Source organism: Spiroplasma gladiatoris (assembly GCF_004379335.1).
Lineage (GTDB): Bacteria > Bacillota_I > Bacilli_A > Mycoplasmatales > Mycoplasmataceae > Spiroplasma_A > Spiroplasma_A gladiatoris.
In genome coordinates this window covers 437,825-462,998 of sequence record NZ_CP038013.1, presented here as the reverse complement: position 1 = coordinate 462,998, position 25,174 = coordinate 437,825, and the positions used below count along the sequence as shown (strand labels likewise).

Sequence of the window (25,174 nt, the reverse complement as noted above, 5' to 3'; positions counted from 1 at the left end):
TAAAGGGAGTGAAAACAAAACTAAAAAAATCAATTTTAATAAATTAAAAAAGCAATAAATAATTATATAAAATTTTACAACTATATAATAACAATAATTAAGCAAATGGTCCTCTAACATATGTTTATATTGATTTTATTTAGGCAAAAAAATTAAAAAAAAAAAAAAAAACGGAAAAAATAAATTCAACAGTTTAAATTTTAAAAGTGACAACAGCCAGCATTTTTCAATTTAAAACTTTTTGTATTTTTTTGTTGTTATATTAATCTATATACCGCTCTATAGGTCTGTATGTTTATTTATTTTCATTTTTTGTTATGTGATTTGACAGCTTACAATTTAACAAAAAAAAAAAAAAAAGCTATATTTCTCTATTATCTAATGAGTTTCAGTTAGACTCATTCCTGTCTGACGATTTATTTGTTTTACTATTTTTCTAACTTAATAACTAGATTATCAAGAACCATGCTAAATGTAAAATAAAATTTTATTTATTTGTTATATTTAAAGTCTTCAAATTGTTCTGCATTGTTTTTGTTTTTTTGACAAATATAAAATTTTATTTTTTGAATTTTATGACTTATAGCAGCAGATAAGGAGTGCTTGTTTCTTTAACTAAACAAGGAACATATCAGTCGCTATAATGTTATCTTTAATAGAGTTGTAATCACAATTTACTAGTTCTTTAAATTAGTAAAAATGTTTTTTTGTTTTAATTATGAAATTTCATCTTTATTGATATACTATATTTCTTTATGTTAATTATTACTTGTACTTATGAAAAAACACTTATTCTTCTACTGTATAGATATACCTAGATTTAAATAATATTTCTTCAAATAAATTTATAAGTTTATATCCCTATATATTATTTTTGCTTGTTTTGATAAAATGTAGCTCTATGCATTGATAGAATTCTTAATTTCATTTTTAAATTTAATAATGTTATTTTGTTGATTGTTCTCTTTCTTTTTTATCTTTTTCTTTTTTATTCTCCTTTCAATTAACTCTTTTATTTGTTTTTCTTTAAGATAATTTATAATTCCATAAATATTAGAATTATTTGACTTTTTATTTTTTATAAATTTTTTTCTTAATAAACTTTTATACAATAATTATCTATTAAATAATCTTTATGTATAATTATTTTTATTTAATTATTTTTTACTCTTGTTTTAATATTTTTATTTTTTGTTTTTTATATTTTAACAATTTTAATTCACTGTATTATTATTAAGTTTTTTTACATAAAAAAATCCTACACCTATTTCATGTGTAGAATTTATTTTTTCTAATCAAATTACATAAGTGATAGTGGAAATGCTAAAATAAGCAATAATTAAAAAGATTCTATCAGTGTTAATGCATTAATTAATTCATATTTTTTTTAATCATAGAGTCTCTAAACTTACATAATTATATGGGGTAATAGTAAAACAGCAATTTTCTGCAAAACTTATATAAAATTAATTTTTAGACATTTATTTAAAATTACAATCTTATTATATTTTTTATTATACTAATTTTTATATAAATAAGTATTATTTAAATAAATGTATAACAAATCATTTAAATTAATATTATTTTTGTATAAAAAGTTATTTTTATAGTTATAAATAGCATTTATCATACTTGTTTTTATGTTGCTATCGCCATAATGCATAGCTTTGTGACAATTAGGACATAAAGCTATTAAATTATCAATTACATCTAATTCAAAATCAACTCTATTTTGCATAGAAAAAGGTATAACATGATGTGATTCTAAATACATATTATTAGATAAACTATTAAATGTAAAATGATTATTGTCAATTTCACATTTGAAATTAGATCTCTCTATACAAGATTTCGCTAACTTTTGATTTCTCGCTTTATTTTTAGTTATAATCTTTGTATCATAAAATTCTATTTCATCATTTCATGTAAAAAACATTTTATCGATATTCATTTCATATTCATTTTGTATTAAAGTTATTATATTATTATTCAAAGTATATATGTCGTTTTTTAAATTTAGTATTCCTACATCGACTAATGAGTTAATAACTCATGTTCTGAACTTTTTGTTTTTTGATGTATTTTTTAAATTATAAAAAATGTTATTATTTATATCTGCAATAGTATTTATAAAAACTATTTTATAATCAATAAAATCTTTGGTTATAAAACCATTTTTTAAAATATAATAATAAATTATTCTAAATGGAAAAAGATATAAATTTTTTACATCTGGAGTAGCATCGTTTGGGTACATAACTTCCATGGTGGCCCTAAAAAAGTAACTTAATGCAAGAGTAGAATTATTAATTTTAATTTCACTTACAAATTTTCTACCTTCAAAAGAAGGCATAATATATTTGTCATTTCCAATATAAATATATTTCAAAAGACCATAAAAAATTAAAGGTTTATAGAAGTGTGATACAACGCTATCATTCTTTTTAAATGATTTAAAGTTATTAATTAAATAATTTTTTATTTGTTTTTCCAAATCTTTAATTTTAATAATTTTTATCTTCCCCATTTTAATAAAAAATTCAAGCACATAAAAACTTCTTGTAGTCATATAAGAATTAGTCTTATTGATATCATAGAAACTGCTATCGAATATTTTTCCATTGCCTGGTGCTTGTCATATAATTTTATTCATCTTCATATTCATTTGGCATTGTACTTAACATTGATAAAGCAAACTTAGGCGGAAATGATTCTCCGATTACTTCTCGGATTAAATTATCGGTAGCTCAGATCGGTATATTTCAATCATCTGGTAACCCTGTTAACCTTAAAAGTTCTAATATCGTCAATACTCTAGCATCCGAATAAGTTTTATCTTTTTTTATTCTACCTGGGTGAACATTATTTTGACTTGAAATTGATCCATTTGCCATAGTTATTGTTGGAGCAGGCTTATCTCAATCAATTCTTTTGTAAGTTGTCTTATATCCTTTTATTTTTTCACCATTATCCTTTATAGGAAAATGTTCTAAGTTATCGTGTGCTGATTTGCCTGTTGGCGTATTACTCATTCATAAAATGTGCTTTTTATTATGTTTTTTTGCATAATGAAATCTATGTTTTCCTTTTTCGCCAGACTCTATACTTTCTAAATTATATATAACATCTTTTACAGTTATTCTATTTTTGGGTTTAGGAAATTCTCACTTCCTAATATTAGAAATTAGAAAAATCGCTCTTTTTCTATGTTGAGGCGTTTCATAATCAGCGGCATCTAAAACACCATAATTAACTATATAGCCCATACATTCTAAAGTGTTAATTATATAATCTTTAATTGCTACTTTTTCGCCATTAACTTCTATTTTAAATTTTAATAAACCTGGTACATTTTCTATTAAAATATTTTTCGGTTTTGTTATTTGTATAAATTTTACAACATATTTAATTAAAGCATTTCTCTCGTCATTTTTATCCATTTTTCCTGCCACAGACATACCTTGACAAGGTGGAGTAGCAATCAGAAAGTCACATTTATATTTAACATGTTTATTTATAATAGTTTTAAAAACGATATCATTTCTTATATCACCTATTATTACATCTACATCAGGATATAAATGTTTGTAAAACATAGCTCTTTTATCTAATAATTCGTTAGCCACTTTTATCTTTACATTTCTTGTTTTAAAAAAATGTTCATCAATTCCCACATTGGAAAATAAACTTGTTCCATTATACATTATTTTTACCTCTTACTAAATTATATTAAAAATCCTGTGATATTTTAACTAAATATTTAAATTTTTTATTTTATTAATACAAGTTTTGCAATAACAAATTTATATCTTTTAACTTTTTTTAGTAAGTCACTTGATAATTATCTTCTTTGAAATTTTTTTTAAAAAGCTTATAATTGAAGAATATTTCTTTTTACGTTTCGCTAAATAATCTTGTAGATTTTTAATATTACTTATCTACAATGCAGTTTGCATTTCTTCTTTACTAGTATCTTTATAATCATTACCAAATTTATTAATAATATCTATTTTTTTATTTACTTGATCCTTTTAAATTTTCCCTTTTTTAAAGTTTTTATTTTGATATTTTTTTAAAACGATGCATAAATATATAGAAAATTAAGATATTTACATTTTAAAAATATAAATTACAATTAATAAATATTAAAAGACTAATTCAATAAAAGGCGTATTAAAATTATATAATTATCAATAATAACTTATAACATTTCCTCGTATACAAGTTGAGTGAAATATCTGTTTTGATAAATGTTTGAATGCTTCTATTAAAAGTTTTGTTATGTTCACCTTGATAACATTAAGTCATTTTTATAAATACTTTTACTTGCTGCTTTTGGATATTTTGTAATATTGTTATAATTGTTAGTAGTTTTATAGTTCATATAGATTGCAGAACTAAAAATTTGATACAAATATAGCTGAAAAACTTGTAAATAAAATAATAATTTTTTAAGCTTTTTCATTTATCTCTTTAAAATCTATAAATTAATATTATTAAAAAAGCTAAAACTTACATATAATTGTGAATTCAAAAGTATTTTAAGTTAGTTAAAATAAAAATTTACTATCAATAGTAAGTTTTTCAATCTATATTCTTAATTTAAATTTTTAAATTATTGTGTTATATCTATTGACATTTAATTAAGAAGTAATTTAACAGACATCTTATTGGGAAATTTTTTTAACTAAACTTCTGCTTAATAAATTGTCTTGAATGTTTTTGTCAGTTTTTTAAAAGTTTTTAATGTAACTAGTAATTACTGAGAATCCCCTTATAATTAAATATATATTTATATTCATTTATAAATTAAAATAAAAAACCTTAGATTAACTAATTTTATTGAAAAAAAATTTATATTTTAAAAAATTGATTTATTTACTGTCAATAACTAATTAATTTTTCCTAAAACTTTATTTTTTGAGTTTTTATAAAATATTCAATTAGTATACTTTCAAGGACTGCTTGTTTTTATTGGATTATAAATTTTATTTATCTCATCCGGGTTTTTATCTTCATACACCTCTTTATAAGTAGAATTTTGTAATACTTCTAATAAAGGCATTCATTCGCTATATGAGTTTGAATATAGTTTTCCGTCAAATGTCTCAACAACCATTATTTTTGTTTTATTTTTATAAAAAACTGGTTCTTCATTTGAATGTGTAATATAGTACTTATTTTGGTATTTTATAGTTGAACCCTTATTTACTGTTCTTTCAAATATTCTAGATAAATAAAAATCTATATTTTTAGTTTCTTCAAAAAATCTAAAAGAATTAGTGATATTCTCTATTTGAAGGGGAAACTGTGAATTATATTTATCTATATATTCATCTAAAAACAAATTAGCTTGGTTTATAGTTGATATATTACTTTCTTTAAGTTCTTTTGGTAGGCGATCTTGAAGTGTATTTCACAACCTTTCAATACGGCCTTTAGTTTGTGGAAAGCTAGATGTTGTTAATTTTATTCCTAAGTTGTGACACAAAAATCCGTATTGTGTTAAGGAGTCAGAATGTAGATCTGACTCCTTTTCTTTTGGACTTCAAAATACGTTCTTTTGTCTTTCAATATTTCTTTAGGAATCCCATAATTAAGCAAAACTTTCTTTGTGATATTGTAATAACCCATAAGAGTTTCTTCAGTGTCAAAATATAAAGCCAATATTTTGCCAGTAACATCATCAATAAAACCATGTAGATATCATTTTTCTTCTTTAATTCAGTAATGTACAGAAGCATCTGTTTGCAACCTTTCTCCAAACTCAGTTTTTCAACGTTGCATCGGATGACTATTTTAAATACTTAATAAAGTATTTAAATACTTTTTTTTCTATAGTTTTTATATTTTGATTTTTTTAAACTGTTAGCTATTTTTTGTTTAATTATTTTTTTAGTTACTCTATGTATTCTTGGAGAATACATGTTATTTCCCTTTAATAAACTAAGTAAATATGTATACGAAACTTTTATATTATAATTTTCTAGCAACTTTTCTTGAAAGCGTTTGTAATTATAGTCACAAAATTCATCTTTATATAATTTAATTATTTTTTGACTAATATCACTGCTAATTCTTCTGCAAGACAATCTGCCAGTGTTCTTATGAATAAAAGATATGTAACCATTTTTTTTATATTTATTAATTAATATATTTACATTTCTAATTGTTTGACATAACTTTATAGAAGCTGACTCTTTTGTTTTTTTTGTTCTATAACGTCTTTGATAATTTCCACTCTCTTTTTTTCATTCATTTTTAAATATCTCCTCATTTTAAACCTTCCAATAAAATAATTATAGTTTGGAAAATTTTAATTTGTTATATATAAGGAAAATATCATATGTTATTGACACCAGAATTATTTAAATATAATAACCTTTTTATTGACTTAGTCTTTTTATGTATATATACTATTAAATGTATTGATGTTTTTACGTTGCATAGATCTTAACCCTTTAGGTATTTATGCTTTGTTTTAACAAATTCAATCAAAATAGAGACTGAAATAAAGGGAGAAATTAAATGGTTTCAAGTAAACAAAAAACAGATATTGTTAATAATTTCGGAGACAATGACAAAGATACTGGTAAAGCAGAGGTTCAAATCGCATTGTTAACCAGCGATATTAAAAACTTACAAGATCATTCAGCAAAACATAAAAAAGACTATTCTTCAATTAGAAGTTTAGTTAAAAAAGTTGCTCAAAGAAGACATTTATTAAATTACTTACTTAAAAAAGATGTTAACAGATATAAAGCTGTTATTGAAAAATTAGGATTAAGAAAGTAAACTATTATTTAAAAAATTTACTTTAATTTTATAGCCCGCACTTAGATTTAGTGCGGTTTTTTTTATTATAAAAAAAATTACAAAGTTTAATTTGTAATTTTTTTAAGCTTTTTTGTTTAGTTTTTCAATAACCGCAGTATTTGCAAATATATTATAATAGTATTCATCTCTTGTTCATGATTCAACAATTTTAAAACTTACACTTAAATAATCAATTGATAGCTCTCAATGATTATATCATTTACCTGTTCCTCCACCTTGATCATTTATTATAAATCCAGGATAGTCATTATTCCAATAATAATCAACATTATCTTCTTTAATAATTCTACCTCTTCCTGCTGCACTTTCTTTGGTTTGGAAACCTATATCAAATTTTGTTTGATTACCTTCAGATAAAAGTTCTTTTCTTGCGTTAACTTGACTTTCGTTATTGTCAACTTTTAATGATAAGTATCTATTAAGTGGTTCTACAAATGGTCCTCATAAAAAAATTAAAAAATCTCCATTACGAAATATTACATTTCAATCAAAAGTGTCTCATAAATTATATTTACCACCATCAAATCCAAACATACGATAATCTTTAAAGTCGTTATTTTTTAAATCTGAAGGTTTTCTAACGCCTAAAACATTTTTATAAGATTTTAAACCTTTATCAACATTTTCGGCTAAACCTAGTGCTGTTTTTGAGTTTTTATTTTCTTTGTTGATTTGGCTAAGATCTTCATTTGTATCAAAACTAAATCCAGTTAATATATCTAAATTATTAATAGAAGTTTCAACACCACTTATATTTAATTTTAAACTTCCAACACTTACTCTTTTAAGATCGATAGTAGATTTTAATTTTTTAAAGATTTTTTCTTTTATATCAGTATCTTTAATTGATTTAAATATTTCATCATTATTAGCATCAAATTCTATGTTTGAATAATAAGTATTAAATCAATTTGGCAATTCATTGTATATATAATTATTAATAGAAGTTTCAACACCATCTTCATCTTTTGATTTAGAAATATCTTTAAAAATATAATCATATAATTCAGGATTTGCTTCTAAGTTTTTATATAAATCATTGTTATCTTTTCAAGCATATTCTTTTTTAGAAGAAGGTTTAGCTTGATAATCTCAAACCTCTTCTGTAGTATCTCCAAAGTTATTAAATGGTGTTTTGCTTTCTTTATCTCATGAAAAAGTATAACCAGAAGCGTTAACATTCTTATTATAAACTTCTAAAATTTGATCACTTAATTTGTTAAACTTATCAATAAACTTGTTTTTTAAATCATCATAATTAGAAATAACATCATTTTCTTGAATTATTGAAGATTTTTCAATATCATCATTAATTAAAAGACTATATTTTAATTCTTCTAAGCTTTTTTTCAAGCCTCCAAGAACATCTGTTTTTGTTCATATTTGGTAATTAAAATCATATTTATTTTCTTCATTCTTTGATAAAACACCATCTATTCCAAGATAATTTAGTTCAAAATATACTATTGACTTAACTTCTACTAATTGATCTTGAACATAATTAACTACAGGTTTAAAGTTTGATTCACTTACTCCGTATTTCTCTCTATTTATAAGTATTAAATTATCTTCATCAATACCACCAGTTAAAATATTGTATTTTTCATCTTTAGATAATTCAATGACTTGTTTTCTAATTAAATCAAAATCTAAATAAGTATTTAAATCAGCAAAATATAATTCTTGTAAAGAATTATTTTTTTCAAAAACTTGGTCTAGAAGATATTTTCCATTTTTTCCTTGAACATTATCTTCAACAGGACTAAGTTCTTTTAAAATTGGTTCTAAAACTGTGATATTTAAAAATTTATTATTTTTTGATTGATCACTATCAATTTGTCATGAATTTTGAACTAATCGAATTTGTCCATTAATAATATCTCTAATTTTTCCTTTATATTCTGAAAGAGTAGATAAATAATCTTTGTAATTATTATTTTCTTCAGTATTTTCAGAATTTGGATTTTTTTTACAAGCAACAACTCCACACGCTATTGATGAAGTTAAACTTATTACTCCTAATAAACTTAAAATTCTTTTCATTTTGTCTCCTTTTTTATAGAATAACAAAAAAAAATAAAAAATAAACAATCTATGTAAATATTATAAAAAAATTTGTGTCAATAACATATGATATTTTCCTTATATATAATAAATTAAAATTTCCCAAACTATAATTATTTTATTGGAAGGTTTAAAATGAGGAAATTTAAAAATAAACTAAAAAATAAAGATTATTAAATTTTAATAGATCAATGAATGATAAAAGAATAATCTTTTACTAAATAGCGTCAAACAATTAAAAATTTAAATGTATTAATTAATTAGTATGACATAATTATTCATTCATACAAAAGATTGCAACTTATAAGTTGGTTTAATATATAGGGTATGAATTTAAAAACAATAAACTTTATAATAATAAAATAGTTAATAAATTAAAAACTACTCTTAAAGAAATTTTTAAGAGTAGTTTATTAAAATATACTTAATTTAGTGTAATTATTTATTAATTTGTATTTGATTAAGCTTTTTTGTTTAGTTTTTCAATAACTGCAGTATTTGCAAAGATATTATAATAATATTTATCTCCAGTAAAGTTTTCAATAATTTTAAAACTTACACTTAAATAATCAATTGATAACTCTCAATGATTATATCAATTACCTGTTCCTCCACCTTGATCATTTATTATAAATCCAGGATAATCATTATTTCAATAATCACCAACATTATCTTCTTTAATAATTCTACCTCTTCCCGATGCACTTTCTTTGGTTTGGAAACCTATATCAAATTTTGTTTGATTACCTTCAGATAAAAGTTCTTTTCTTGCGTTAACTTGACTTTCGTTATTGTCAGCTTTTAATGATAAGTATCTATTGAGTGGTTCTACAAATGGTCCTCATAAAAAAATTAAAAAATCTCCATTACGAAATATTACATTTCAATCAAAAGTGTCTCATAAATTATATTTACCACCATCAAATCCAAACATACGATAATCTTTAAAGTCGTTATTTTTTAAATCTGAAGGTTTTCTAACACCTAAAACATTTTTATAAGATTTTAAACCTTTATCAACATTTTTAGCTAAACCTAGTGCTGTTTTTGAGTTTTTATTTTCTTTGTTGATTTGGCTAAGATCCTCATTTGTATCAAAACTAAATCCAGTTAATATATCTAAATTATTAATAGAAGTTTCAACACCGCTTATATTTAATTTTAAACTTCCAACACTTACTCTTTTAAGATCGATAGTAGATTTTAATTTTTTTATAATTTTTTCTTTTAGATCAGTATCTTCAATTGATTTAAATATTTCATCATTATTAGCATCAAATTCTATGTTTGAATAATAAGTATTAAATCAATTTGGCAATTCATTGTATATATAATTATTAATAGAAGTTTCAACACCATCTTCATCTTTTGATTTAGAAATATCTTTAAAAATATAATCATATAATTCAGGATTTGCTTCTAAGTTTTTATATAAATCATTGTTATCTTTTCAAGCATATTCTTTTTTAGAAGAAGGTTTAGCTTGATAATCTCAAACCTCTTCTGTAGTATCTCCAAAGTTATTAAATGGTGTTTTGCTTTCTTTATCTCATGAAAAAGTATAACCAGAAGCGTTAACATTCTTATTATAAACTTCTAAAATTTGATCACTTAATTTGTTAAACTTATCAATAAACTTGTTTTTTAAATCATCATAATTAGAAGTAACATCATTTTCTTGAATTATTGAAGATTTTTCAATATCATCATTAATTAAAAGACTATATTTTAATTCTTCTAAGCTTTTTTTCAAGCCTCCAAGAACATCTGTTTTTGTTCATATTTGGTAATTAAAATCATATTTATTTTCTTCATTCTTTGATAAAACACCATCTATTCCAAGATAATTTAGTTCAAAATATACTATTGACTTAACTTCTACTAATTGATCTTGAACATAATTAACTACAGGTTTAAAGTTTGATTCACTTACTCCGTATTTCTCTCTATTTATAAGTATTAAATTATCTTCATCAATACCACCAGTTAAAATATTATATTTTTCATCTTTAGATAATTCAATGACTTGTTTTCTAATTAAATCAAAATCTAAATAAGTATTTAAATCAGCAAAATATGATTCTTGTAAAAAATTATTTTTTTCAAAAACTTGGTTTAGAAGATATGATCCATTTTTTCCTTGAACACTATCTTCAACAGGACTAAGTTCTTTTAAAATTGGTTCTAAAACTGTGATATTTAAAAATTTATTATTTTTTGATTGATCACTATCAATTTGTCATGAATTTTGAACTAATCGAATTTGTCCATTAATAATATCTCTAATTTTTCCTTTATATTCTGAAAGAGTAGATAAATAATCTTTGTAAATACCATTTTCTTCAGTATTTTCAGAATTTGGATTTTTTTTACAAGCAACAACTCCACACGCTATTGATGAAGTTAAACTTATTACTCCTAATAAACTTAAAATTCTTTTCATTTTGTCTCCTTTTTTTTATTTTACAATAAATAATTATTAAAAATAATAAATAAGTTGATATTTTTAAATATGAAAAAAAATTTAATAAATCTTTTACTTTTAAATATTATATTTTTAATTCAAAAGTAATATTAAAGTACTTTTGATAGATATATATATCAAAAACTTATTATATTTAAATAATTACTGGTTTTATTTAGTAGGAATTTGTTATAGATTATTTTTAAAAAAGGAATTTAAGCATAAATAACTATCCTTTTTACTAATTCTTAATATCTTTGTTATTAAATTGTTTAATTGTAAATCAACCCATTAATGCTGTTAATCCTAAATAAATTGATAATGTTAAAGTACTTAAAATTTAGTTTAGTTTTTTAATAGCATCTTGAGTGACTTTAACTTTATAATCTTCATAACTATATTCTTCAAGTATTTTACTTGATTTTGAGTCAAATCTTAAAACTTAAAATTTGTGATTGAGGTGAAATATATTTTATATACTTTAAAGCTTTTATATTATCTTCTAAAATATAACTAATTAAGTTAAATAATCATGTTAGTAAAATAAAAGCAACAAATGTGTAATTACAAATTGTTAATATTACGCTATTTTCATTAAAAATTGTTGATAGCAAGAATATAATTGAACTCAATAATAAAATAAACATAAAAAACTGAATTCCATAAAATATCGCATAACCAATATATAAGCTAGAATCTTTTGCTATTAAAGAAAATATGATAATTATTAGATAATAAGGTAAAAATTTTATTGTATTAATTATTAGAGTTGTTAATAATTTTTAAAGAATAACTTTATTTCTATAAGCGCTTAATGATAAAAATATAGAAATACATCCCCTATTTATGTCTTTAATAGTATATTTATTAATAAAATATATATTAAAAATTAAAAATAATACAATAAAAGGTACATTAAAAGCAGTCAACAGATAATAGAATAAATGCTAAACACACTATCTTCACTACTACTTGTATTATTGCTACCTTTATTTTGTTGACCACTTACAATAATGTCTGCAATATAAGGTGTTTTTGCAAAAGGAAAATGAGTTGAAATAACAGTTTTAATAAAATAGTAACTATAAAAAACATTAGTAATGTGAAAAATATTTATCATCCCATTATTTAGAATTAAATGAACTTTTATCAATTTATTAATATTAGTATTATTTTTCATTATTAAAAATATCTTCAATTTCTTTTATTTCATCTTCTATAATAGAAATTGTTTCAAATTCATTTTTAATTGTATCCAATTTCATATCTAATAATTCAAATTCTCTAACTATTTTTCTTTTTTTAAAAAATTACTCGATCACATAAACTAACAACTTCTTCAAAAATATGAGAACAAATTAGTATAGTAGTACCTATTTTTTTAATTTTAAATTAAATTTTTTAAAACTTCTTGTAAAACTGAGTCTAAGCCTGATGTAGGCCCGTCTAAAATAAGTAAGTTTGGTTTATTCATTAAAGCACAAATCAATGACACTTTTTGCTTGTTTCCTTTTGATAAGTCTTTAATTTTTTTATTTAAATCTAAATAAATAATTTAATTAAATTACTAAAAAAGCTTTCTTCATAATTATGTTCTAATATTTTAGAAAATTTAAAAAATTGTTTTACTTTCATATTTTCATATAATTTTATTTCTCCGGCTACAAAACAAACTTTATCCATAAATTTATATGATTAATTTAAGAATTAATATCATCAACAATTATTTCACCACTTATCGGCTTTAAAAATCTCATTATTTGACATAATAAAGTGGTTTTTCCTACACCATTAGGTCCAAAAATACCTAAAATTTCTACATTTTTGACATCAAAATCAATATTTTCATTAACAAAAACTTCTTTAAAGTCTTTATTTACATTATAAATATAATCCTCTATGTATAAAGTTAGAATAAAAAAACTCATTATATAATTGACAAAGTATATTTACTATACTTGACAGAATAAAATTTTTTATTTAAATTACTAATTTTTATCATAACTCACCTCTCTAAAAGAATAAAATCAACTTTTATAATTTTAGAATTTGTTTCACAATGGTGTACAACGACTGCAGTTCTCGCATAAAAATATGATTCAACTTCAATCGCATCACTTCCATTTGAGGTGTGTATCTATCATTTACTTTAGTAGATTTTTCAGATGTTTGATGAGTCAACCTCTTCAAACACTCTTTATATATTTAAAAATTCAAACTTTTTGATTTTCAGAAGACCCACCTTCATCTAAGCTTAATTAATAATTTGAATTTGAAACTGTGTTTGTATTTGTTTTTAAATCGTATTTACCAATAATTTTTATAATTTTTTTATTAGAGCTAAAATTAAACCATTCATATGAAGTTGCTGATAAAATTTCTGTTTTATAATTATTTTTCAATTCGGTTCCTGTAGGTCTGCATATACAGAGTGAACTATATTTTTTACTCTCATACACTACTTCTAGTTAATTTATTATTAGATTGTAAATCTATATTACTTAAAATAGTTCCATTTAACATGAAAGAAAATGAAGTTAAAATAATTGATATTATTGATAAAAAACTTAACATTTTTTTCTATTTTTATTCTTTTGTTTTTTTTATTGTAAATAATATATTTTATTTTACATATTATTAAATTTTTTTATACATTTAAAACTACTTTTATAAAAAAAATTACTTATTTAAATATTTAATTATTTCGATACTAATACTATCAAAATAATTAAATTCGTTTTTTAAATAAGTAACATTATTTTCAAATTTTATTTTAATTTCTTTATTATTTATCGAACAAAGATAATAACCATTTTTAAGTATTGAATTACTTTGATGGATTTTATAAGTATTTGATTTATTAGGAATTTTTTTTAAAATTACTTTATAAAAATATCCAATTTTATCATTTAATTGTTCTATTTTACCTTCATAAAGTAATTGCTTTAAATTACTTGTTGAATAATTAAAATTTCGATTAAATACATAAACATTTTCTTTGCCAAAAGCTTCGTATAAATCATCAATTTTACCTTCTCTTTTATATCCAAATGTAAAATCACTACCAACAATTATGTGATTTGCGTTTAGTATATCTTTTAAATAAGATATAAACTCAGATTTGCTTTTTGATATTGTTTTTTTATTAACTTGAATTTCAAATAAATAATCAGGTTCAAATAAATTTTGTAAAATTTGATATTTAACTTTTTTTGATTGCAAATTATTAGATTGATTTTTTAAAAAATCGCTAACTTTTTTTGAAAAAGTCATGATAGAAAAAGATTCATTATTTTCTTTTGCAATACTTTTAGTTTTTAACATAATTTTTTGATGTAATTTATGAACACCATCAAAAAATCCAATACAAATTGTATTTTTTTTATTGAAATTATAATTTAATTTTGTAAAATCAATATCAATTAATTGCATTTAAAAATCCTTTTCAGCTTCTGTTAGTTCTAATTCTAGTTGTTCATCTCACAAACCTCTTTGACAAGTGTATAGGTCTTTTGCAACTCACTTATAAATTGCTAAAACATTTTTTTTATCATTTATTAAAAACACAACTTCATCACTTCTACCAGTTAAAGTTATTGCTCTTCCTTGAATGATGTCTCTAATTTTGTGATATTCGATTAAAGCATGATTATTTTGAATTAAACCATCATACATACTTATTAAATCACTTTCTTGCAATTGGTCAACTGTTTTTGCCTGACTTAAGTTAAATTCTCCAGATCCAGTTCTTTCTAAGGAACTGACTGTAGATAAGCAACCAATTTCATTAGCAAAATCTTGAACTAAACTACGAATATAAGTGCCTTTACTACAATTAACTTTTAATTTTATTATTCCCATTTTTTGATCAAAATTAATTAACTCACATTCATTAATAGTTACAGTTCTAGGTTTTAATTCAACTTCTTGATCATTTCTAGCATATTCATATAATTTTTTTCCATTAACTTTTATAGCTGAATAAATTGGAGGGTATTGGTCATAAATATATCCATTATATTTATCTACAATTAACTCAACATCTTTTTTTGATATTTTTTGAAATTCTTGACTTTCAATTACTTTACCTGTTATATCTCCTGTATCTGTTTTTTTAAACAATTTCATCTCTACAATATAAACTTTATCTGCTTTTAATAAGTAATTTGAGATTTTTGTAGCTTGGTTTGTTAACACTACCATTAAACCAGTTGCAATTGGATCTAATGTTCCAGCGTGCCCTATTTTTTTAATATGAAACTTATTTTTTATTCTTTGAATTAATTCGTTTGAAGTTATATTTAAAGGTTTGTTAACTAAAAATATTCCCGATTTGTTATTCATAATTTATTCCCCTTATCTTTATTATTTTATAATACTTAGTAATTTTTTTTAGTTTAAAAATAAAAAATAGTAAATAATAAAAGTTTGATGATAATTTATACAATTAAAAAAAAATACTACGTGTTAAAAATACTACTTTTTACATAAAAAAACATTTATTAATAAAATTAATAAATGTTTTTAAAATAGTATTATGTTTTACTTAGTTCTTTTATTCTCAAATATTACAAATTTGGGACTTGTGTATTGATTATAATTAGCTGGTTTTTTTCATACTTTATCAGTTACAAAGGTAACATTTATAAAGTTCAAATTAAAACCTATATCGGCTGTTTGAGTACTTCCACCATTATTGAAATTATCAACTACAAAACCCATACCATTAATTTCATTACGAATGTATAAGTAAATATCAATTTTTGATTGAAATTCTCATTTATATATTGATTGATTTCCTTCATCAAATAATTGTTTTCTAGCTTTTGATTGTATTTCTATACCACTATCACTTCTATCTATAATATCTAAAGATAGTGCTTTATTCATTCTATATAAATATGAGTCTGCAAACATTCAAGATGAAGAATATTCTGCTCCTGATATATATTTACGATCAAAACTTTGTCAGATATTGTCTGTTTCATTTAATTGTCCGTTAAAAGCAGCAAGACTATAACTATCTTTTGTATCTTCAATACCAAATACTTTATGATAAGCATTAATACCCTTTGATAAATTTTCAATAATCGATTTAAATAATACTGAGTTTTCATTTAAACTTTCACTTGTAATATCTTCATTTGAAATATTAAGACCTGCTGCAATATAAAATTCAGATAAATCAACTTTAAGTTCATTTGGTTGATCTTTTTGAATTATTAATTGTAATCCTGATAAATTATACAACCCTAAATTAGTAGTTGTTTTAATAGCTGCTTTTGCGCTATCAGATATATTTTTATCATAGTTTATAATACTGTTATAGTATTGTTGTGTTCAAGTTTTAAAATTACTATTTACATATTCATAAAGTACTTTTTCATATTTATTGTTTTTATCTTTTTCTTTTGAAATTTTTTTGAAAATAAAATTATATAGATCTTCATTTTTTTCTATATCAGGTATAATTGTGTCTTCAACATTTTTTCATTTATATTTTTTATTTTTATTTGCACTTAATGAATAATTTCATAATTGATTATTATTCTTAGCTTGATAATTATCTAAATCAACTAAATTTTTAATGCTAGGATTAAACTCAACAGAAACATAATCTTTAAGAGTTTCATCAACTGTTAATTTATTTAGAATTTTTGCTTTTAAAGTCTCGTTATTTAGTGTTGAATTTAGTCTTTGTTTTACAGTTTCTTCATCATTAATAAATTTATCTATTTCTTCAGAACTACTGTTATCTATAATGGTGCTATATTCACTATCTTTTTCTAGAAAGCCATATTTTATTTCATTTAATTTGTTGTTATAAAATGTTACTAAAGATTTATCTGTAGAATTAACATAATTTAAATTAATTTCTTCACTGCTATCTTTAATAACACTTTGATTTTCTGCATTGTAATTCAATTCAAACTTAATTTTTGTATTTAAATTAATTAAAAAATCATTTTTTTCTTTATTTATATTAGTAAATTTTAAAAAACCTTCTTCATTGTTTTTCAATGCTTCAATATCAATTTTAATTAATTCACTATCATTTATATTTGATATTAGTGCGTTATATTTATCATTGCTTTTTAAAACTTTTATTTCTTTAGAAATTTCTTCAAAATTAATTTTAGATTTAACATCTTTAATTAAATCATTCTCTTTAGTTTCATCAATATTTTTAAATACATCACTAATTTTTTTTGAATTTGTGCTTTCAAATAAACTTGTTGCATTTAAAGACTCAAAGTTTAAAAATTCATTATTAGAATTATTACTACTAAGTTCAAATCATTTATTTTTAGCTTCTAAAATATTTTTATCTATAATTTTTGTAACTTCTTGTAAATATTCCATTTTAGAATATTCATAGTTTTTATCATCAACAGGATTATTTTCTGTTGTGTCATCTTCTGCTTGTTTTTTTGGACACGCGATAACATATGAAGATGATGAAACAACAATAGTTAAAGCACTTAACAAACTTAAAACTTTTTTCATTCTTTTTTCTCCTTATAATTTATCACTTTAACATAAAAAAAAAAAAAAAACAATATTTGCAAGTATTATGAAATTGTTTTTCATGTCAATAACATATGATATTTTCCTTATATATAACAAATTAAAATTTCCCAAACTATAATTATTTTATTGGGAGGTTTAAAATGAGGAGATATTTAAAAATGAATGAAAAAAAGAGAATGGAAATTATCAAAGACGTTATAGATCAAAAAATAACAAAAGAGTCAGCTTCTATAAAGTTATGTCAAACAATTAGAAATGTAAATATATTAATTAATAAATATAAAAAAAATGGTTACATAGCTTTTATTCATAAGAACACTGGCAGATTGTCTTGCAGAAGAATAAGCAGTGATATTAGTCAAAAAATAATTAAATTATATAAAGATGAATTTTGTGACTACAATTACAAACACTTTCAAGAAAAGTTGCTAGAAAATTATAATATAAAAGTTTCGTATACATATTTACTTAGTTTATTAAAGGAAAATAACATGTATTCTCCAAGAATACATAAAGTAACTAAAAAAATAATTAAACAAAAAATAGCTTACAGTTTAAAAAATCAAAATATAAAAAATATAGAAAAAAAAGAATATTTAAATACTTTATTAAGTATTGAAAATAGTCATCCAATGCAACATAGAAAAACTGAGTTTGGAGAAAGGTTGCAAACAGATGCTTCTGTACATTACTGAATTAAAGAAGAAAAATGATATCTACATGGTTTTATTGATGATGCTACTGGCAAAATATTGGCTTTATATTTTGACACTGAAGAAACTCTTATGGGTTATTACAATATCACAAAGAAAGTTTTTCTTAACTATGGGATTCCTAAAGAAATATTGACAGACAAAAGAACGGTATTTTGAAGTCCAAAAGAAAAGGAGTCAGATCTACATTCTGACTCCTTAACACAATACGGATTTTTGTGTCACAACTTAGGAATAAAATTAACAACATCTAGCGTTCCACAAACTAAAGGCCGTATTGAAAGGTTGTGAAATACACTTCAAGATCGCCTACCAAAGGAACTTAAAGAAAATAATATATCAACTATAAACCAAGCTAATTTGTTTTTAGATGAATATATAGATAAATATAATTCACAGTTTTCCCTTCAAATAGAGAATATCACTAATTCTTTTAGATTTTTTGAAGAAACTAAAAATATAGATTTTTATTTATCTAGAAGATTTGAAAGAACCGTAAATAAGGGTTCAACTATAAAATACCAAAATAAGTACAATATTCCACATTCAAATGGAGAACCAGTTTTTTATAAAAATAAAACAAAAATAATGGTTGTTGAGACATTTGACGGAAAACTATATTCAAACTCATATAGCGAATGAATGCCTTTATTAGAAGTATTACAAAATTCTACTTATAAAGAGGTGTATGAAAATAAAAACCCGGCTGAGATAAATAAAATTTATAAGCCAATAAAAACAAGCAGTCCTTGAAAGTATACTAATTGAATCTTTTATAAAAACTCAAAAAATAAAGTTTTAGGAAAAATTAATTAGTTATTGACATATTTGCAAGTATTATGAAATTGTTTTTCAATAGTAATATTAAAATAATAAATCTTTTAAATAGTTTAAGATTATTTTACCTTATTTAAGTGTTCAATAATTTAGTAAATAAAGGGTTTTTATGCTATAATAAAAAAAATGTAATTTTTAAAGAAATGAGGTGAATGTAAATGCGTATAAAATCAGACTTTTATAAAGAAATTGAGGCTGAGTTTAAAATAATAACCGAAAGAGAACATCTTGGTAGTGGTGGTAATCCTGTTAGTAATTTAAACACTAAAATGTTTTATTTATCTAAACACCAATTTAACTCTTATGATGAGTTTGATCAAGCAGTTGTTGCTGAAATCGCAAATACATTACAATCACTTGAAGATATAATAGTTAAAAAAGCATTAAGTTATAAAGATCTTGCAAAAGAAGCTTACGGACAAAATGTTGATCCTCAAAAATGAGTTGACTATGCACAAAAAGAAGCTCAAGAACTTAGTTATGAAATGTATGATGAAAGAGAAATTAAATACTTACGTCATTTCCACATAGTTTGGTTAACATGGGTTTATTGTGATGAAGAACTAAAAAAACTTAGAATTAAAGCAAGTCGTGATTTATATCATGATATTGGAAAAATTGAAAAAGATTATGTTAAAAAACGTTCAGAAATTTTAAAAAATAAAATAAATGATGAAGAAAAATGATAGATATGTTTAAAAATACTTAGTTTATTTAAATAAACTAAGTATTTTTTTAATATATAGAGTACATATTAATTATTTTTAGCAAATATTCAGAAACACTTTCTTTAGTTTTTTGACTATCTTTTGTACTTTTTTCAATTTCAAGTTCCCTATCATTAATTCAATTTTTAATTTTATCGACAATTTCTAAACCTTTATTTGTTAAATATAATTCATTTTCATTTGCTCGGATTGAGGTTTTTTTACATACATAGTCTTTCTTTACTAAATCATTTATATTTCTTACTAGTGTTGATTTATTTGTACCTGTTAGTAAACTTAATTCCATTTGACTTATTCCTTCAACATAATTTATAAACATTAAGTGAATATAAGCATTTTTATAAATATCTTTGTTTTGATTTTCAATAAATTCTTCTAATTGTCTTGAAAGTAAAGTAACGACAATAAAATTTTTTATTAAATTTGAAAACTGATCAAACTTGATTTCTTTTTTCATTGACTTTCTCCAACTCTAATGTTATGCTAATCTTGTTTTAAATGAAACAATATAATTTATTTGAAACAATATTCAAATAAATATTATCACAAAAAATTAATAAAAAAGGAATGATCTAATGAAAGAAATAGAGTTTAAAATTGACAATAATTTAACCAGTCATGTTTGTAGAGCTTTAAAAGAAAAATGATACTTATCAATTATTGTAGTAATTTTTGTAATAGTTTGTGTTATTTTATCTGCTATAAATATTAAAATAGTAGAATATATCACAGCTTTACTTGTATCAAAATCCGTTGTTGCTTCAGCTCAAAACAAAGAACAATTATATGAATTATTAAAGCAATATGGTTTAACCCAGCAACAAATAAATGACTTTTTAAGTCGTTATGCAACTAATGAAGCAATAGAGAAGTTAATTAACACAATGTTTTATGATTATATTAAATTTGATGGACAAAAACTATATATTGTTATATTAGGATTTAATTTTAGTGTTTATAATTTCTTATATTTAATGGTATCAAATATTAGTGGTGTTGTACTATTTTCTTATTTTATGTACTTATTAAGCGGATATATTGCAAGAAGTTATGAAACCAATCTAAAACATGTTTTAATTAAAAATTTAATCGATCAAGATTTACATTATTTTAGTGAAAATAAAACTGGTGAGATAATCTCAACATTAGTAAAAGACACAAGTATTATTGGTCTATATGTTAAAGATGCTCCTGTTGGATATTTAAGAACAATACTAACAGTAACAGTTTCTTCGATAATAATGTTTACAGTTGATTGAAAACTTACTTTATGTGTTTTTGGGCTATTAATTATATGTATGATATTAGTGTTTTTATTTTCAGTTCTTTCTGTTAAATCTACTAAAAAAATTAGTAAACTTACAACAGATTTTGATAATAATATGAGTGAAAAAATTTATAACATTAGATTGATAAAGTCTATTGGCACATTCGATGAAGAAAAACAAAACTTTAAAACAAGCGCAAGTGTTGTTGATAAAAAAAATAAATTAAAATTATTTTTATCAGAAATTCCAGCAGGATTAATTATTGGTGGGGTTGGTAGTTTTTCAATGGCTAGTGTTATATTTGGAGTTATTCTATATTATGACAACTCTCAAACTTTAATAAGTATTATTACAACTTTTACTTCTGGAGTTATAGTTATGACACTTCCCCTTTTAGATTTAAGAAATGTATTAAATCAAGTTCCAAATGCAAGATATGGTTCTAAAAATGTTTATCGCCTGTTGAATCAAGAAATAAAAATTGATAAACATAAAAAAACTATTTTTAGCGATAAAGTTGATACTATTAAATTTGAAAATCTTAGTTTTAGTTACCCCGAAAGTGACAAAGTAATATTAAATAATATAAATATAACTTTTAATAGAGGTAAAAAATATGCATTTGTTGGACCAACTGGAAGTGGTAAATCTACAATTGCAAAATTATTATTAAGATTTTATGATCCATTTAAAGGTGATGTGATTATTAATAATAAAACTAATTTAAAAGATATAAATTTAAAATCTTGATTAGATAAAATTGGTTATGTTGATCAAGAGCCACAAATATTAAGCGGTACAATTTTAGATAATATAAAATATGGACTAAACGATATCGATGACAATCAAGTAATTGAGGCTGCAAAAAAGGCAAAACTACATGATCTGATTAATGGATGAGATGAAGGTTATCAAACTATATTATTCGAAAGAGGATCGCAATTATCTGGGGGACAAAAACAAAGATTAGTTATAGCAAGATTAATCTTAAAAAACCCAGAAGTATTAATACTTGACGAAGCCACAAGTGCTTTAGACAATAAAGTGGAAAAAGAAATACAAGAAGAATTAGAAAAATTAATGGTTGGTCGTACTACAATTTCAATTGCTCATAGATTAAGTACAATAAAATCATTTGATAATATATTTGTTATTGAACCGCATAAAGGAATTGTTCAAAGTGGTAATTATAATAAACTTATCAAAGAAGATGGTTTATTTAAAATACTTTATGAATTATCTAATTAAATAAAATAAAAACAGAAATATTTATATTTCTAAATATAATTCTCTAAGTATACATTATGTTAAAAAAACATAAAATTATACAAGGAGAATTTTTTATATGGTAAATTTAAAAGGAAACAAATTAAATATTCTAGATTTTGATACTAAAAAAGAATTAATAAATAAGTACTTTAAGCAAAATTTATCTTTTAGAGATTTATCAAAAACTTACAATATATCATATTCAACAGTTAGAAGAATGTGTTTAGATTGAGAAGTTTATGGTGATGAATCACTCATTTCAAAAACAGGAAAACACAACAAACATAACAGAAAAATTAGAACTAATTCAAAAGATCCAAAAGACAAAAAAATCGCTGAACTTAACAAAAAACTAAAATGATTAGAAATGAAGAATGAGGTTTTAAAAAAGTTCAACGAACTAATGGAGGATTCAGAAAAAGAATAATTAATTATTACAAAATAATAGATAAATATAAAAATAAATATACAATTTTTTCTTTATGTAAATTATTAAATATAACCAGAGCTAGTTATTATCGATGATGTAAAAAAAATAAGCCAGAATTTAACTTAAAAGTAGATATGAATTTAGCTTCTAAAATAAAAGAGATTTTTATTAAAAATAATGGAATTTATGGGGCGCCAAGAATAAAAATAGTTTTAAATAATAGTGGCATTGTTGCAAGTCAAACTAAGATAGCTAGAATTATGAAAATATTTAAATTATATTCAGTTATAAGAATTAAAAAAAATGAATAGAAAACCTAAAGAAGTCAAAAAAATAACACACGGTCCTAATCATGTTAATAGAAATTGATCTTTATACTCAAAAAATGAGTTATGAGTTACAGATATTACTTATATACTGTTTAACAAAAAGTTGCATATTTAAGTGTTATAAAAGATGCAAACATTGGGTTTATAGTCGGTCATGAAGTATCTTTAAAAAACGATATAAATATTTATAAAAAATCACTGGAAAAAGCTTCGCTACATAGAAAAGATATATCTAAAAAACTAATTATTTATTCTGATAATGGAATTCAGTATACATCTGTATTTGCGAGACGATATGCTAAAAAGAATAACGTGATAATATCATTATCTAGACCTGGTAATTCTGTTGATAAATGCAATGTATGAAACTTTTTTCTATTCATTAAAAGAAGAATGAAAAACTAAATTAAAAGAAAATAGTTTTATCAATCTAAATAAGGTAATAAATAATTATGTAGAGTTTTATAACTATATAAGAATAATGATTAAACATAATGGACCTCCTGCATATGCTTATATTGTTTTTATTACAAATAAAAAGAATACTTCAAATAATTTTGAAGTATTCTTATAAAAAACTTTTTGTATGCTTTACAAAGTATATTTAAAAAACTATTTCTCTCTTTTTTATTATATTTTTTAACTGAATGAATAAAATTAGGTGGGGTTATTAAAAATCTAAATATTGCTAATGAAAATATTATTGCTGATAAAGCAAAATCGTTACAGTAAAATTTTTTAAAATTAACATTATTCTGAATAAGTAAGTGGTAATTTTATTTCTTCCTCTGTATATTTAATATAGTCTGAATCTTTTTGAAATAAAACAAAAATACCTGTAATTATTTTATAACCTTCCTCAAAATCTCAATCTTTATCTTCGTACCTATATATAAAATCAATTTTATTTTTAAAAACAAAATCTTTAAAAAATATTTTTTCTAATGAATCTTCTAAATTTTTAAAAAACTCATCATTATTTTTTGGTTCATATTCAAGAGTAAAATTAAAATTGCTATCGTTTTTTGTTTTAAAAACACTATCAGATCTCAAAGGGTCATATGCTATAACATTTCATTCAAAACTTCCATAAAGTACTTTTGAACTATCAACTGCATTTACAAATATTTTTTGTCCTATTTTTATACTTTTAGAATCATTTTCTGAATAATTTATCTTATAATCAGCATTTAAATCAATTATAATTTTTTCATTTTCAAGTTCAATTATTTCCTTAATTTTTTTTAAATAAAAATCAATTTTATAACCAGCTTCTGTATTCATTTTGTTAAACTTTGAAATATCAATTTTATCAATATATATATTTTTTTGACTTGTTAAAAATTTGCTAGATTCACTTGCTTTAACTATAATTGTTGTTTGTCCATAAATAATGTCCAAATCTTTATAAATAATTTCTTTATTTAAATTATTACTATTAAAAAATTGAATATAAAAATCTGTATTAATATTTACTAAATAATTATTAAATGATCATACAGCATCATTTAAACTATTTGTAATTAGTTTTTCAATTTCTTGTTTTTTTAAACCTTGTTTAATTTTTTGAATACTAGTTTCATTAATATCTCATTTTTTTTTCGTTTCACTTTGATTATAATTGTTTGGAAAACATCCTGATAAACTTGAAACACTAAAAAAAGATATTCAAATACTATTTATAAAAAATAATAACTTTTTCAT

Annotated in this window: 22 protein-coding genes and 1 pseudogene; 8 read left to right on the top strand and 15 right to left on the bottom strand. The window is 22.0% G+C overall.

Annotation, left to right across the window (positions count from 1 at the left end; translation table 4 throughout):
* Nucleotides 1–1,519 precede the first annotated feature (1,519 nt).
* From SGLAD_RS02175 to SGLAD_RS05540, 4 genes and pseudogenes are all read right to left on the bottom strand, one after another.
* On the bottom strand, nucleotides 1,520–2,653 hold the full coding sequence (locus SGLAD_RS02175; protein ID WP_166739158.1) for an HNH endonuclease: 1,134 nt from the start codon (nucleotides 2,651–2,653) through the stop codon (nucleotides 1,520–1,522).
* Nucleotides 2,646–3,704 (bottom strand): DNA cytosine methyltransferase, encoded by a 1,059-nt coding sequence (locus tag SGLAD_RS02170; protein WP_134297405.1) that lies wholly within the window; start codon nucleotides 3,702–3,704, stop codon nucleotides 2,646–2,648. The genes SGLAD_RS02175 and SGLAD_RS02170 overlap by 8 nt, the downstream gene beginning before the upstream one ends.
* A 575-nt stretch (nucleotides 3,705–4,279) precedes the next feature.
* Nucleotides 4,280–4,465, bottom strand: coding sequence for a hypothetical protein (locus tag SGLAD_RS02165; RefSeq protein WP_134297404.1), 186 nt, complete (start codon nucleotides 4,463–4,465; stop codon nucleotides 4,280–4,282).
* A gap of 426 nt (nucleotides 4,466–4,891) precedes the next feature.
* Nucleotides 4,892–6,259: pseudogene (locus SGLAD_RS05540) on the bottom strand (ISNCY family transposase).
* Between the two features lie 269 nt (nucleotides 6,260–6,528).
* On the opposite strand from SGLAD_RS05540, the gene rpsO reads away from it, so the two are divergent.
* Entirely contained in the window at nucleotides 6,529–6,795 is a 267-nt protein-coding gene (rpsO, locus tag SGLAD_RS02150) for a 30S ribosomal protein S15 (protein ID WP_134297401.1), read from the top strand.
* A gap of 102 nt (nucleotides 6,796–6,897) precedes the next feature.
* On the opposite strand, the gene SGLAD_RS02145 is transcribed toward rpsO, so the two are convergent.
* The 9 genes from SGLAD_RS02145 to SGLAD_RS02110 all read right to left on the bottom strand — a co-directional run bounded on the left by SGLAD_RS02145 (nucleotide 6,898) and on the right by SGLAD_RS02110 (nucleotide 17,872).
* On the bottom strand, nucleotides 6,898–8,880 hold the full coding sequence (locus SGLAD_RS02145) for a hypothetical protein (RefSeq protein WP_134297400.1): 1,983 nt from the start codon (nucleotides 8,878–8,880) through the stop codon (nucleotides 6,898–6,900).
* A gap of 481 nt (nucleotides 8,881–9,361) precedes the next feature.
* Nucleotides 9,362–11,344, bottom strand: a complete 1,983-nt coding sequence (locus SGLAD_RS02140; RefSeq protein ID WP_134297399.1) for a hypothetical protein — start codon at nucleotides 11,342–11,344, stop codon at nucleotides 9,362–9,364.
* 910 nt (nucleotides 11,345–12,254) lie between these two features.
* Entirely contained in the window at nucleotides 12,255–12,545 is a 291-nt protein-coding gene (locus SGLAD_RS02135) for a hypothetical protein (RefSeq protein WP_134297398.1), read from the bottom strand.
* A gap of 207 nt (nucleotides 12,546–12,752) precedes the next feature.
* Complete coding sequence (locus tag SGLAD_RS05535; protein WP_425057120.1) at nucleotides 12,753–12,893, bottom strand: ATP-binding cassette domain-containing protein; 141 nt, start codon at nucleotides 12,891–12,893, stop codon at nucleotides 12,753–12,755.
* Between the two features lie 172 nt (nucleotides 12,894–13,065).
* Complete coding sequence (locus SGLAD_RS02125) at nucleotides 13,066–13,293, bottom strand: ATP-binding cassette domain-containing protein (RefSeq protein WP_134297397.1); 228 nt, start codon at nucleotides 13,291–13,293, stop codon at nucleotides 13,066–13,068.
* 330 nt (nucleotides 13,294–13,623) lie between these two features.
* Nucleotides 13,624–13,767 (bottom strand): hypothetical protein, encoded by a 144-nt coding sequence (locus tag SGLAD_RS05310; protein ID WP_166739156.1) that lies wholly within the window; start codon nucleotides 13,765–13,767, stop codon nucleotides 13,624–13,626.
* A 277-nt stretch (nucleotides 13,768–14,044) separates the two neighbouring features.
* Nucleotides 14,045–14,797, bottom strand: a complete 753-nt coding sequence (locus tag SGLAD_RS02120; RefSeq protein ID WP_134297396.1) for a nucleotidyl transferase family protein — start codon at nucleotides 14,795–14,797, stop codon at nucleotides 14,045–14,047.
* Complete coding sequence (truB, locus tag SGLAD_RS02115) at nucleotides 14,798–15,709, bottom strand: tRNA pseudouridine(55) synthase TruB (RefSeq protein ID WP_134297395.1); 912 nt, start codon at nucleotides 15,707–15,709, stop codon at nucleotides 14,798–14,800.
* 198 nt (nucleotides 15,710–15,907) lie between these two features.
* Complete coding sequence (locus tag SGLAD_RS02110) at nucleotides 15,908–17,872, bottom strand: hypothetical protein (RefSeq protein WP_134297394.1); 1,965 nt, start codon at nucleotides 17,870–17,872, stop codon at nucleotides 15,908–15,910.
* Nucleotides 17,873–18,054: 182 nt separating this feature from the next.
* On the opposite strand from SGLAD_RS02110, the gene SGLAD_RS02105 reads away from it, so the two are divergent.
* On the top strand, nucleotides 18,055–19,425 hold the full coding sequence (locus tag SGLAD_RS02105; protein WP_134297393.1) for an ISNCY family transposase: 1,371 nt from the start codon (nucleotides 18,055–18,057) through the stop codon (nucleotides 19,423–19,425).
* 179 nt (nucleotides 19,426–19,604) lie between these two features.
* A complete protein-coding gene (locus SGLAD_RS02100) occupies nucleotides 19,605–20,135 on the top strand; it encodes a hypothetical protein (protein WP_134297392.1) in 531 nt (176 codons plus the stop codon).
* A gap of 46 nt (nucleotides 20,136–20,181) precedes the next feature.
* Here SGLAD_RS02100 and SGLAD_RS02095 read toward each other — a convergent pair whose 3' ends face one another.
* Nucleotides 20,182–20,631, bottom strand: a complete 450-nt coding sequence (locus SGLAD_RS02095) for a MarR family transcriptional regulator (protein WP_134297391.1) — start codon at nucleotides 20,629–20,631, stop codon at nucleotides 20,182–20,184.
* 118 nt (nucleotides 20,632–20,749) lie between these two features.
* Here SGLAD_RS02095 and SGLAD_RS05400 point away from each other — a divergent pair, with 118 nt between their 5' ends.
* The 5 genes from SGLAD_RS05400 (at nucleotide 20,750) to SGLAD_RS02075 (ending at nucleotide 24,044) form a co-directional block, all read left to right on the top strand.
* A complete protein-coding gene (locus SGLAD_RS05400) occupies nucleotides 20,750–22,690 on the top strand; it encodes an ABC transporter ATP-binding protein (protein ID WP_134297390.1) in 1,941 nt (646 codons plus the stop codon).
* Nucleotides 22,691–22,787: 97 nt separating this feature from the next.
* Nucleotides 22,788–23,138, top strand: coding sequence for a hypothetical protein (locus SGLAD_RS02085; RefSeq protein ID WP_134297389.1), 351 nt, complete (start codon nucleotides 22,788–22,790; stop codon nucleotides 23,136–23,138).
* On the top strand, nucleotides 23,069–23,452 hold the full coding sequence (locus tag SGLAD_RS02080) for an IS3 family transposase (RefSeq protein WP_134297388.1): 384 nt from the start codon (nucleotides 23,069–23,071) through the stop codon (nucleotides 23,450–23,452). Before SGLAD_RS02085 ends, SGLAD_RS02080 begins: the two co-directional genes overlap by 70 nt.
* Nucleotides 23,445–23,585: a hypothetical protein gene (locus SGLAD_RS05305; protein WP_166739155.1), complete on the top strand. Its 141-nt coding sequence runs from the start codon at nucleotides 23,445–23,447 to the stop codon at nucleotides 23,583–23,585. The genes SGLAD_RS02080 and SGLAD_RS05305 overlap by 8 nt, the downstream gene beginning before the upstream one ends.
* A gap of 243 nt (nucleotides 23,586–23,828) precedes the next feature.
* Complete coding sequence (locus SGLAD_RS02075; protein ID WP_134297387.1) at nucleotides 23,829–24,044, top strand: IS3 family transposase; 216 nt, start codon at nucleotides 23,829–23,831, stop codon at nucleotides 24,042–24,044.
* Nucleotides 24,045–24,220: 176 nt separating this feature from the next.
* Here the strand turns inward: SGLAD_RS02075 and SGLAD_RS02070 are convergent, their stop codons facing one another.
* Nucleotides 24,221–25,174 (bottom strand): hypothetical protein, encoded by a 954-nt coding sequence (locus tag SGLAD_RS02070; protein WP_134297386.1) that lies wholly within the window; start codon nucleotides 25,172–25,174, stop codon nucleotides 24,221–24,223.